This is a genomic window from Chamaesiphon sp. VAR_48_metabat_403 (genome assembly GCF_031422475.1).
In the GTDB taxonomy this organism is placed as follows: Bacteria; Cyanobacteriota; Cyanobacteriia; order Cyanobacteriales; family Chamaesiphonaceae; genus Chamaesiphon.
This window is the reverse complement of record NZ_JANPLS010000266.1, coordinates 1-11,895: the sequence shown is the minus strand read 5'-3', so window position 1 is coordinate 11,895 and position 11,895 is coordinate 1. Positions and strand designations below refer to the sequence as shown.

Below are 11,895 nucleotides of genomic sequence, written 5' to 3'. Positions count from 1 at the left end.
CTTCACCATTTTGTTGACTAGATTTAAATTCGTCAGCAAGCATGTTCTTCCCCAGAATAATGTGATTGTCGAAGACGTTTTCTAAAGTAGGGGCAATTCATGAAGCGGCTCGCAGCCGGGAGGTTCCCTCCCGGATTATGTGAGACAGCGACGCATCGAACGGGAGGTTCCCTCCCGTTTGTGTGCGTCAAGACAAGACAGCGGCGGTTTTACGTCACGGGGTTCCCCCGTGTCGTAAAAAACCGACAAGACAGCGAAAAGTGCGTTCTTGGGGCGCGAGCTTTTGGGGGGAAGCTTCCCCCGAAAACGTCGCGCCCCAAAACGTCGCTTGTTTCCCCTGTCTTGTCTTGTCGTTTTCTTATTCGGGGGGAACCCCCGAATAAAAACGCCGCTGTCTCGCCTTTTTTGACGGGGAACCCGTCCAAAGGCGAGCCGCAAGTAAAGCACCTTTTCAAGACAGGGGGATTCCCACCAATTTCGCCTCTAACTAGAGATGTGTATACACGGTAGCCTTATAAAGGGGAGGGAGTAATCGAGCTAAAATACATGCAGATATTTTAACAGTTGACAATGATAGATCCACCCTCGATCGAAATTATTGAAGCAGACTTATCTATTCCCAAACATGCTCGTGCAGTCATTTCACTCATGGATGAATACGCTCGCGATCCGATGGGTGGGGGTAATGGTTTATCAGATTATGCAAAAAACAATTTAATTTCCGAACTAGCCAAACGCCAAACCGCACGCGTAATTCTCGCTTTTGTCGATAATTTACCCGCAGGATTGGCGATTTGCTTAGAAGGATTTTCAACCTTTGCCTGTCAGCCATTACTCAACATTCACGATGCGATCGTTTCCTTGCCATACCGAGGTCGAGGTTTATCTAAACTGATGTTGCAAGCCGCCGAAAAAATTGCGATCGATTTAGGTTGCTGCAAGCTAACATTAGAAGTTTTAGAGCATAATCAGCTAGCTCAAACAGCATATCGATCGGTTGGATTTAATGGCTATGAGTTAAATCCTGAAATGGGCAAAGCATTGTTTTGGGAAAAGAAGTTAATTAATTAGATTGGGATTATTTACCCGATGAATATATGCCGATGATAAATCCTCCCTACAACCATCCCCATACAGAGCTAATCCGAGATCGAAGAAAAACATCACACATTTAATCAAAATCCGATCTATTAAATGAGACGGTTTGACTTTGCAGAATTTCTCCCAGAGCGAATAGCGATGTTTTGGTTCCATTTTAGGAATTAACTTAGATCGAGGTTGTTATACTTTAGTATTCCCCTAATCTTCAACAATCTATCGTTATACCGAAAAATTCTACCGATTGAATAAATAATTTTTAGATAATTCTCAAAACAACTATATGCCAAATATCGTAGAAATCGCCGTCAGCAATGACAACTTTACCACTCTCGTCGCCGCCGTCCAAGCTGCGGGATTAGTCGAAGCATTACAATCGCCTGGGCCATTTACCGTCTTTGCCCCAGTCGATGCCGCTTTTGCTGCCTTACCCCCCGGTACGGTTCAAACCTTAGTCCAGAATCCGCCCCAACTAGCCCGCATTTTAAAGTTCCATGTGGTAGCAGGCAAGTTTACTCAAGCCGATTTAGCCAAACTCGGTAAGGTAGAATCTTTAGAAGGTGCGACGATTCCGATTAATTGCACCGATGCTTTTGAAGTTAAAAACTCAACCGTAATTGCTGCCGATATCGAAGCCGATAATGGCATTATTCATGTTATCGATCGAGTTATCTTAATGGGATAAATAAAAGATCGGGGGAACTACAAGATTTTCGTCAGTCCATTTCAATGAACTTTATTCGATCGAGAGTGAATTAGTACGATTATTCTTTGTTTGTGACCCGATCGCGCCAGCCTCTCTTTTCAATCTTGCGGATATTGCGCTCGTATTTGAGGATGTCTAAATAGTCGAGTAAATGACTTAATTCCCTGTCGGTTTCATCGCCTTCAAATGGCTTAACTGCAATTAAATTACCATAACTTTTTTCCCACTTTTTGGGGGTATCATCGATCGCAATGACAGCTTCTAAATCGTAACCGCGCCGTTTGACTTTTTTTAATGGCTTGCGCGAGTAATATTGAGGGTAATACCCATCGATGTAATCTAAATGATAATTATAGACGATCGAACAGCGATCGCTCGTCCAGACAAATTTAAGAGCTTGCGGATCTGGGAAAATTGCCGCCACGACTTGGGTTGCATATTCCGCACCAGAAGATGTCCACACCGCCACATCGAACCAATCTAAGCAAGTTAACAGAAAAGTATCGAGATTTGGACGCTTATAAACATAGTAATTATAGACCGAAAAATCTGGCAGCCTTGCCAATGGTTTTTCGGCAGCATGAATGAGTGTTTCATCCAGATCGAGAATTAATAATTTACGATTGGTTTCCATCTAACGATCTACGATAGCTCATTATATCTACTATCCACCATCCCCTATCCCCTATCCCCTAAAAGTGCTACCATCAACGGCAGTGGACGGATCTAGCCATCGAGCGACAATCGCCATTGTGTGTGTGAAGAGTTCGATCTAAAAACAATGACTATGCCCAATCGACGCATCCAGCCAAAACTAGCTTTAGTAATGGCATTATTGACGACTGTTGCCAGTTTGCTTACCAGTTGTACCGATCCTACTGAAACAGGTGGTGGTACTCCCACAGCTAGCAGTGGTGGCGATAGTAAAGGTTTAAAAATTGGTTCCTTGCTATCGAATACAGGCGATACTGCCTCGATCGCGCAACCGCTCCCGAACGCGATTAAAATGGCAGTAGACACCGTTAACAGTTGCGGTGGTATTAACGGCGCACCCGTCACCCTCATCTCCGAAGACGATCAAAGCGATCCCAGTGCGGGTGCATCGGCAATGACAAAACTCACCGAAGTCGATAAAGTCTCTGGTGTTGTAGGAGCTTTTGGTAGTGGAGTTTCTACCGCCGCCGCCGATGTCGCTGCCAAAAATAAAGTCATGATGATTTCGCCGGGAAGTACCAGTCCCGTCTTTACCGAGCGTGCCAAAGCAGGTAAATATCAGGGTTATTGGGCGCGTACAGCTCCACCAGATACCTATCAAGCCAAAGCAATGGCACAGTTAGCCTTTAAAAAAGGGTTTAAAAAAGTTGCCACGATCGCAATTAATAATGATTATGGTGTAGGCTTTGAAAAAGAATTCGTTGCCGCTTTTAAAGGTTTAGGTGGTACCGTTACCAATGAAGCCAAACCCACCCGTTACGATCCTAAAGCCACCACCTTCGACTCAGAAGTCAAAGCCGCATTTGAAGGCAAACCGCAGGCATTAGCCACCATCGTTTATCCCGATACAGGTTCGCTACTGCTCAAAGCCGCCTACGAACAAGGTTTGAGCAAAGGCGTGACAATTATGCTCCCCGATGGTGCCTACTCGCCAAAATTCCCCGATCAGGTCGGAAAAACAGCAGATGGCAAATTTATCATTGAGGGGGCGATCGGTACCGTTCCTGGGGCACATGGCAAGGCTCTAGAGGACTTTAATAAGAAGTGGTTAGCAACTGGAAAACCCCTAACTTCATACCTCCAACATTCTTGGGATGCTACCGCACTCATCATGCTAGCGGCGCAAGCAGCTAAAACCAATACGGGCGAAGGCATTGCCAGCAAAGTTCGCGAAGTTGCAGGCGGCCCCGGCGAAGAAGTTTCCGATCTGTGTCAAGCAATTACTCTGCTCAAGGCTGGTAAAAAAATCAACTACCAAGGTGCCAGCGGTAACGTCGATCTCGACGCTCAAGGCGATGTCATTGGTACTTACGATATCTGGCAAGTCCAACCCGATGGTACGCTCAAAACGATCGATAAAGTCAGTTTTGAAACTGCCAAGAAAGTTGAGGCGAAACCAGCTAAGTAGGGAGATGGGAGTTGGGAGTTGGGGGGACGGGGAGACTGGGAGCAGATAAATTCAACCTTTACCCTTTACCCTTTTCCCTTTCCCCTTCTTCCCTAAAACCTAAAGCCTAAAACCTAAAACCTAAAGCCTAATTCAAAGTTTTCAACACTTGTTGTGCCGATCGGACTAGGTGTTGATTTTTGCGATAATTGTAGCGGGGAGATGCTTTGAGTCTCCCTAGCATCGTATCTAAGTAGCTTTTAGCAGCAACCTTATCGTTGTCGATATTGAGAGCTATTTTGGCTAGCAATAGAAAAGATTCCGAATGACTCCATTGTTTCACATCTCGATCGAGAAATTCTTTAGCTGCCGACCATTGTTGTAAATTGTAGAGAGCCTTACCATACATTAACGAGGCTTCACCACGTTTGTAATTGGGATCTAAATCGAGTAAAGTTTGTAAATGCGCTCGTGCTAACTCGAAATTTTTGCGCTGCATGGCGATTGTCGCACAACCCCAAATCGCATGAGTATTCTCAGGTTCTTTGTGCAAAGCATCTTGATAGCATTCTAATGCGCGATCGAACTTACCCATTTCCATCAAGACATTACCGAGGGTGACGTATTGATGCGATTTACCAATATTACTCACTCCGGCTTCCGCATTCCAGAGTGCATCTTTCATCGTCCACTGTTTCAAGAAGTTAGGGACGGGAACATCCATATTTGGTAACTTCTGCACGACAAAATAGATAACTGCGCCGGGAAAATTGAGCATAATCAACAACCACAGCCAACTCGAACCTTTGGGTTCGTTGCGGACGCAATCAAAAATCATCAACATCCAGAAGCCTGCGGTAGCAAAGGCGATCGTTCCTGTTAGCATGATGTTTGAGTCCTGAAGCAGACGTATGGTGGATTATTATTATATTCATTCATCCACTCTGTCTAGCCGGACAAAATTACAAATAATTTGGCTCGATCTCCGATAATTAATTGTGGACATTTATCGATCCGATCTCCTCTCAATCATTCCGATCCCCTCTCAATCATCTCAGAATTGATGGTAGGGGTAATTCAATAATTACCCCTACCATCAATTTCTCGCTCTCATCGCCTTATCTGGCGGCGGTAAAATCGAGAGATTGTCTCGAACATTTAGCTGAAGCGTGTGTCTGGAAATTGCGTCTTTCCAGGTAGAATATGTTGCTGGCGGACAATATTGAAATGTGTGTGGGTGATAGATCCCTTCGATTCCAGTCATCACCATCATTGTATTAGTCGCCGCAGCTTTAACGCCATCATCGGTCGATCTAGCACCACCATAAAAGTCATTACCCGGCCACGATACATGGTCCCAAGCGACAAAACTAAATAATTCACAATCTGTAAAATTATCCCCAGCTTCGGCATACGCTTGAGGTTTACATAATTGCGGTTTATGGCTATTTCCTTTTGTTAAAGGTCGGACTAACAAACTTATTCCTTCGATCTCGGTTCGATCGTTTTCACATTCTTGGTAAGGATCGTAATACACAGCCCGAATATTTGCAAACTTACGACCGTGAGTTTGGAAGAACCGGATTAAAGCCTGTTGGAGCTGAGTACCTAATTGCCCTCTAAATATCCCTGCAAACTGTCCGCAGCCCAGCCCTGGAATTGTTATCAGTGCCATCTTACCGCGCGATTTGGCAGACTCATTAATATAACTGAATGCTGGCAACAATCGTCGCTCATAGAGGCGATAATAGCCATCGCTATTTAATGCCCCATCGAGTGTAACTTCCGCCCAGTCAACCGGGGTAATATTATTACCATTACGTAACAGTGCGCCAGAAGTAAAAACTAGCGTCGCGGCAAATGGCTCATCGTGGATATCGGGTTGGCGATGTTTGCCGTTATCATAAACTGTAACTGGCACCGCAATACTAATATCGCCCAACAGCGATAGTTCTGTCTGATTCCAATCGATTCCATTACCATAGACCTCAAATTCGGCAAAAATCTGGGGTCGTTTAGTTCTCAATAATAGTTCTATGAATTTTGCAGTGGAAAGTAAATCGATGTCTGAATGTTTTAAAAGGTTGTCTAAATATGTACCAGCACCATAACCAGCTTTGAGTTGCTCTAGATACGAATTTAGATTAATAAATGTTTGGGGATTTACCAGAACTTGATAATTACTCATAGGATTTTTATCTATAAAATTTACAGAATCGATCGCACGATAACTGTCTGAGACCTAAATATTCAAGCCAAACTCGCCCGACTGGCACAGGTAGCAGATAAAATAAAAACATCCCTCTAAACCGATCGACAGAAGTTTAGCGGGATCGCCCTTTACATTATGAATCGGCAATTTCCATTTGCCAATAATCCCAGATGATTAGTTACCTCAAAGGCATCGCCATCCAAATCCAGACTCCCGCTAATAATCGGGCAATTTTGGTATTAGAGGTAAATCAAGTCGGGTATGAATTACAAGTTCCCCAGCATATGATAACCGAAGTCGTCCAAAACTCCGAAATTCAGGTATTTACCCATCAGCAGGTACGCGAAGATGCAATCTCCTTGTATGGGTTTAGTTCCGCCGCCGAACGAGATTTATTTCGCCAACTAATTAGTGTCAGCGGTGTAGGCGCGAGTTTGGCGATCGCTTTATTAGATAAACTGGGAATAGCCGATACCGTCTCGGCGATTGTTACCAGTAATATTCAACGCCTGTCTACCGCGCCGGGAGTCGGTAAAAAAACTGCCGAACGCCTAGCACTCGAACTTCGTAGTAAACTAGGACAGTGGCGAATTGCAGCAGGATTAACTGCCGAGCTACCGCTGACTAGTTTGGAGCCAACAATGCAAGCCGAAGTCGAGATGACATTGTTAGCATTAGGCTATACAACTGCCGACATTCATCATGCCTTACAAGCAATTAGTCAAGATAGTTTGATGGTAAAAAGTCCCAACATTGAAGACTGGCTGCGATTGGCGATCGCCAGCATTGAATGATGTGCTTAGTTATCGATAATTGCCACTAATATGGTATTCTAATGTGTGGCTTTCGTTGTCTTTTTCGGATCGATCGCGATCGGCGATTCTCCACGGAGCTACGCCAACGCATCGAGCGTTCCAACTCAAACTAAACCCCAGCCTCGAAAGTTATAATCTAATTTTTTTTTACATGTCCTCATCACCCCAGACCGAAGATTTTGATGATGCTGAGTTAGTCATACTCACCGATGAATTAGGGCGGCAACTTCCTTGTTACATCGAACGCGAACTCGAACTCGATGGTAAAATTTACTTGCTATTATTGCCAGAAAATGCACCGATTGAAATTTTCGCTTGGGATGAAGATGATGAGGTCACCGAGCTAGTTTCTGTCGAAGACGAGGAGGAGATCGATCGCATCTTTGCCGATGCTAATGCAGTACTATCCGAGCAAAATCTCACGCTCAAACGCACTGCTTTTACCCTCAGTGCCAGCGGTGAATTACCACCACTCGATCCGACCGAAGTAGTCACGATCGAACTAGATGAAGAAGACGACCAATTAGAGCCAGAAGAATTCCAAATTTTGGCACGTTTTTACAATCTAGAACAAGAATATGCCATCTGCACCCCAGTAGATCCGCTGTTATTTTTCGGCAAAGCCGATGCTAATGGAACGATCGCATTGCTTTCCGAGGAAGAAGCCGAACAGCTCCAACCCCGACTTGAAGATATGTTATTGGATGAAATCTAGATCTGGAGGATTACCATTGAAATTAGTCCAAACAACTCCTAAGTGGCTGCTACTTTTCACCCCGATTGCCATTCTAACCGTGCTAGGCGGCGGCGGGATGTCATGGTGGAATGTCGTAACTGCCCCGCCATCTGCCGATCCCAATGCCAAAAGCATCCAAGTTCAAGTCAAACCCGGTACTTCCGCTCAAGCCATCGGGCAAGAATTAGAAGCCAAAGGTGCAATTAAATCCCAACTGGCATGGAAACTGTGGACATCCTGGCAAGCCAAACAGGGCAAAGGCTCGCCTCAAACTGGTACTTACGAACTATCTCCGTCGCAACCCCTACCAGTAGTTGCCAAGCAAATTCTAGAAGGTAAAGTCATTCAATCTGGCTTTACCATCCGCGAAGGCTGGAAAATCGGGCAAATGGCTGAATATTTTGAAAAGCAAGGCCTATTTAAAGCTGCCGATTTTATTGCCGCAACTAAAGAAATTCCTAAAGATAAGTTTCCTTGGCTCCCAGATGGTATCCCACATCTAGAGGGATTTTTATTTCCTGAAACCTATAAAGTCCCTGCCGAGACGATTACTCCCAAAGGGGTAGTGACGCAGATGCTCAAGCAATTCGAGCAAGTTGCCTTGCCAGAATATCAAAAAGTTGCAGCCACCCAAAAATTAAGTCTGTTAGATTGGGTGAGTCTTTCCAGCATCGTCGAAAAAGAAGCTGTAATTCCGGTAGAACGCTCTAAAATTGCTGGTGTGTTTACCACTAGACTCGCCAAAAATATGCGGCTAGAATCCGATCCGACTGTAGAATACGGTCTGGGTATCAAACAAACAGCAGATCGACCGTTAACTTTTGCCGAGGTTAAGCGACCCAACCCTTATAATACCTACATGAACGCCGGAATTCCCCCCGGTCCGATCGCCAGTCCGGGGATCGGTAGCCTCAAAGCAGTATTAAATCCAGACAGCACGGATTTGCTATTTTTTGTCGCCAAATACGATGGCACTCATGTTTTTAGCAAAACCCTGTCGGAACACGTCGCGGCAACTAACGCCATTCGCAAACAGCGTCAGTCGAGTCAACAATAAGTAACTTTTGTAACCCAAGATCCGCGAGAATACTCCATAGACTCAATTCAGTCCGTGGGGTATTCTCCATGTAAACATCAGATTTCCTGTCACCGTAATACCATTTTGGATTTTAGATTTTGGAGTTTGTGACTGAAATCACGCGGAGGCTCCCTCCGCGCTGGGCGGGTCACCCGCCTAGCAATGTGTTTCAGTCAAGACAGCGGATGCGCGCTTCCCCTATTCCCTATTCCCTAAATCGATGAAATTATTTCCCTTATTACAGCCTGACTTAGTATTAGGTGCCTCCGTTTTAGATTTAACACCCGCAATTCTCACTCAACACCAGATTGAAGGCTTAGTTTTGGATGTCGATGATACGATCGTTCCGATCGGGATTAATATTGCCCAGCCAGATTTAATTGAATGGATCGAGCAAACTAGGCAAATTGTCCCCGTTTGGCTGGTGACAAACAATCCCAGTCAAGTTAGAATTGGAGCGATCGCAGATAGTCTATCGCTACCTTATTTCCTCAGTGCTGCCAAACCTTCGCGGCGCAAACTCCGTCAAGCAATTCAGGCAATGAGCGTAGAACCCGAGCGAGTAGCGATGGTGGGCGATCGTGTGTTTACAGATGTGCTTGCAGGAAACCGGATGGGGATGTTTACCATTTTAATCGAGCCGATTGTTTGTGCTGAGTCTTCAATTAGCTTCAACCTGATTCGGAAAATAGAATTCGCGATCGCTAAAGCATTGGGAGTCTCTCTTGTCGCGAAAAAATAAATCTTTACAATACCTCACAAATCCTTAATAAGTTGAAATACAAAGAAATAATTAAGGAAACAGCGATGCTGTCAAATATCTGCGATCATAGTTTTATTGGAAATGGAGTCAGCCCAGATAAAGACTCTAAACATAATATAAAACTTAAAAACCTTCAGAGCGTTAGCTGCCACATATAGGCAGGTGACGCTCTGAACTGTTTTAGGCACTAATTTTTACTAATTATTTAAAGTTGGTATCCCAATTCAGAAAGCCTCGATCCCTAGCTAGTATACCGCGATCCCCGTTATGTCTCAGACCTTAGTCATCAAAGTTGGTACGTCGAGTCTGACCCGTAGCGATGGCAGATTAGCATTAGCGACGATCGCCGCATTAATCGAAACCATTGTCGATCTACGAGCGCAAGGCTATCAAATTGTTTTAGTATCTTCGGGGGCGGTTGGAGTTGGTGCAGCCCGACTGGGAATGACCGAACGCCCAAAAACGATCGCCCTCAAGCAAGCCGCCGCCGCCGTCGGGCAAGGAATCATCATGCGCGTGTACGACGATTTGTTTCGGGAGCATCAGCAACCAGTCGCGCAGATTTTGTTAACGCGAGGCGATCTCGACAGGCGTAGTAGTTATATCAATGCTTATAATACTTTTCAAGAACTATTTCGCTTAGGCGTAATGCCGATCGTCAATGAAAACGATACCGTTGCCGTAGACGAGCTAAAATTTGGCGATAACGATACCCTCTCCGCACGAGTCGCCAGCCTCATCGATGCCGACTGGTTATTTTTACTGACAGATGTTGACAGGTTGTACTCCGCCGATCCCCGTAAATTTCCCGATGCCCAACCGATAGTCCAGATCGATCGATTAGCCGATTTAACCGCCCTCCAAGTTCAAATTGGTACAACGGCTTCCGAATGGGGCACCGGGGGCATGGCGACCAAAATAGCCGCCGCTGGGATTGCAACTGGAGCTGGTGTCAAAACAGCCATTACACATGGGCAATTTCCACAGTATATCGAACGGATTCTCAACGGCGAACCTTTGGGTACGCAATTTACGCCGCAATTGCGCGCCGATAGTGCCCGCAAACGCTGGATCGCGCATGGGTTAATAACAGTAGGGAAAATTTATCTAGATGCTGGGGCGGTTGAGGCGATTACGGCTAGTGGCAAATCTTTATTACCAGCCGGAATTACCCAGATTGACGGCGATTTTGAAGCGACGGATGCAGTGCAATTGTGTGATGGTGATGGAAAAGAAATTGGGCGGGGAATTGTAAATTATAGTAGTATCGAACTCGATCGGATTCAAGGACATCGATCGACTGAAATTATCGATTTACTCGGCTACATCGGCGAAGAAACCGTCATCCATCGCGATAATTTAGTGTTGAGCTAGGAATTTCCCCTGCTAAATCGATTGACTAGCAACCCACCTAGATCCCCGACTTCTTCTCGAAGAAGTTGGGGATCTGTTATTACCAGCAGTTCAAAACATAAAAAATCGCGGAGCATCATGCCCCGCGATCGCATATTCTGTCGAAACAAGATATTTTAAATTAGATATAAGAGGATAAATAAAATAATCCAAATTACATCGACAAAGTGCCAATATATTTCGGCAGCTTCGACACCGAAATGATTATTCGTACCGTAATGCTCGGATTTGAGCGAACGCCATAAGACTGATAAAATCAACAGTACGCCGACTGTAACGTGCAAACCGTGGAAGCCAGTTAACACATAAAAAGTACTGGCAAATAAATTCGTTCGCAGTCCGAATTCTAAATGACTGTATTCATACAATTGCCCGCCGAGGAAAACAATCCCCATTAATGCTGTCAATCCAAACCACAATTGCAACCCTTTGACATCATTCTTTTTGATTGCAGTGTCGGCTTGATGGATGACTAAGCTACTCGAAATCAGGATAACGGTGTTCACCCCTGGCAGGAGTAATTCGAGCTTGGGCGTGCCTGCTGGGGGCCATTCCGGAGCCATCGCGCGGAATGCCATGTAAGCAATAAACAAGCCGAGGAAAATCATTCCCTCTGCTACTAAGAAGACAATTAACCCAAAAATCCGAAAGTCGGGATGTGCTTCGTGATGGCTCTTGTGGGTAGCACTTTCAATATTAATCTGCGTCTTGTCAGAAATAGATCCTTGCAAAAAAACTGGGGGATAGTATAGAAAATCCCCTCCTCTCCTGTCGGAGACGCTTCGCGAACGGAGCGAAAAGTGCGTTCTTGGGGCGCGAGCTTTGTGGGGGAAGCTTCCCCCACAAAGCTCGCTTGTTTCCCCTGTCTTGTCTCGCCTTTTTTGACGGGGAACCCGTCCAAAGGCGAGCCGCAAGTAAAGCACCTTTTCAAGAGAGACGGGGAGAGAAAACTTGGAACGTATTTCCAGCATTC

General features: G+C 45.2%; 13 protein-coding genes. 8 read left to right on the top strand and 5 right to left on the bottom strand.

Annotated features, from left to right (window positions below):
- Positions 1–570 precede the first annotated feature (570 nt).
- Positions 571–1,071 (top strand): GNAT family N-acetyltransferase, encoded by a 501-nt coding sequence (locus RMO79_RS12290; RefSeq protein WP_310483451.1) that lies wholly within the window; start codon positions 571–573, stop codon positions 1,069–1,071.
- Here RMO79_RS12290 and RMO79_RS12285 read toward each other — a convergent pair.
- Positions 1,060–1,254 (bottom strand): hypothetical protein, encoded by a 195-nt coding sequence (locus RMO79_RS12285; RefSeq protein ID WP_310483450.1) that lies wholly within the window; start codon positions 1,252–1,254, stop codon positions 1,060–1,062. The genes RMO79_RS12290 and RMO79_RS12285 overlap by 12 nt on opposite strands.
- 127 nt (positions 1,255–1,381) lie before the next feature.
- On the opposite strand from RMO79_RS12285, the gene RMO79_RS12280 reads away from it, so the two are divergent.
- Positions 1,382–1,783 carry a fasciclin domain-containing protein gene (locus RMO79_RS12280; protein ID WP_310483449.1) on the top strand — a complete coding sequence of 134 codons (402 nt, stop codon included), beginning with the start codon at positions 1,382–1,384 and terminating at the stop codon, positions 1,781–1,783.
- 79 nt (positions 1,784–1,862) lie between these two features.
- Here RMO79_RS12280 and RMO79_RS12275 read toward each other — a convergent pair whose 3' ends face one another.
- Complete coding sequence (locus RMO79_RS12275; protein ID WP_310483448.1) at positions 1,863–2,438, bottom strand: HAD family hydrolase; 576 nt, start codon at positions 2,436–2,438, stop codon at positions 1,863–1,865.
- A 147-nt stretch (positions 2,439–2,585) separates the two neighbouring features.
- Between RMO79_RS12275 and RMO79_RS12270 the strand changes: the two genes are divergently transcribed.
- Entirely contained in the window at positions 2,586–3,926 is a 1,341-nt protein-coding gene (locus tag RMO79_RS12270) for an ABC transporter substrate-binding protein (RefSeq protein WP_396136582.1), read from the top strand.
- A 127-nt stretch (positions 3,927–4,053) separates the two neighbouring features.
- Here the strand turns inward: RMO79_RS12270 and RMO79_RS12265 are convergent, their stop codons facing one another.
- A complete protein-coding gene (locus RMO79_RS12265; RefSeq protein ID WP_310483447.1) occupies positions 4,054–4,791 on the bottom strand; it encodes a tetratricopeptide repeat protein in 738 nt (245 codons plus the stop codon).
- Positions 4,792–5,001: 210 nt separating this feature from the next.
- Positions 5,002–6,093 (bottom strand): hypothetical protein, encoded by a 1,092-nt coding sequence (locus RMO79_RS12260; protein ID WP_310483446.1) that lies wholly within the window; start codon positions 6,091–6,093, stop codon positions 5,002–5,004.
- 194 nt (positions 6,094–6,287) lie between these two features.
- Between RMO79_RS12260 and ruvA the strand changes: the two genes are divergently transcribed.
- From ruvA to proB, 5 genes are all read left to right on the top strand, one after another.
- The gene (ruvA, locus tag RMO79_RS12255) at positions 6,288–6,911 is read left to right on the top strand and encodes a Holliday junction branch migration protein RuvA (RefSeq protein WP_310483445.1); all 624 of its coding nucleotides are present in this window, start codon (positions 6,288–6,290) and stop codon (positions 6,909–6,911) included.
- Positions 6,912–7,083: 172 nt separating this feature from the next.
- A complete protein-coding gene (locus tag RMO79_RS12250; protein WP_310483444.1) occupies positions 7,084–7,647 on the top strand; it encodes a DUF3727 domain-containing protein in 564 nt (187 codons plus the stop codon).
- A 16-nt stretch (positions 7,648–7,663) separates the two neighbouring features.
- Complete coding sequence (gene mltG, locus RMO79_RS12245) at positions 7,664–8,725, top strand: endolytic transglycosylase MltG (protein ID WP_310483443.1); 1,062 nt, start codon at positions 7,664–7,666, stop codon at positions 8,723–8,725.
- 241 nt (positions 8,726–8,966) lie between these two features.
- Positions 8,967–9,488, top strand: a complete 522-nt coding sequence (locus RMO79_RS12240; protein ID WP_310483442.1) for a YqeG family HAD IIIA-type phosphatase — start codon at positions 8,967–8,969, stop codon at positions 9,486–9,488.
- 288 nt (positions 9,489–9,776) lie between these two features.
- Positions 9,777–10,883, top strand: coding sequence for a glutamate 5-kinase (gene proB, locus RMO79_RS12235; protein ID WP_310483441.1), 1,107 nt, complete (start codon positions 9,777–9,779; stop codon positions 10,881–10,883).
- A gap of 155 nt (positions 10,884–11,038) precedes the next feature.
- On the opposite strand, the gene RMO79_RS12230 is transcribed toward proB, so the two are convergent.
- Complete coding sequence (locus tag RMO79_RS12230) at positions 11,039–11,653, bottom strand: heme-copper oxidase subunit III (protein ID WP_310483440.1); 615 nt, start codon at positions 11,651–11,653, stop codon at positions 11,039–11,041.
- Positions 11,654–11,895 lie beyond the last annotated feature (242 nt).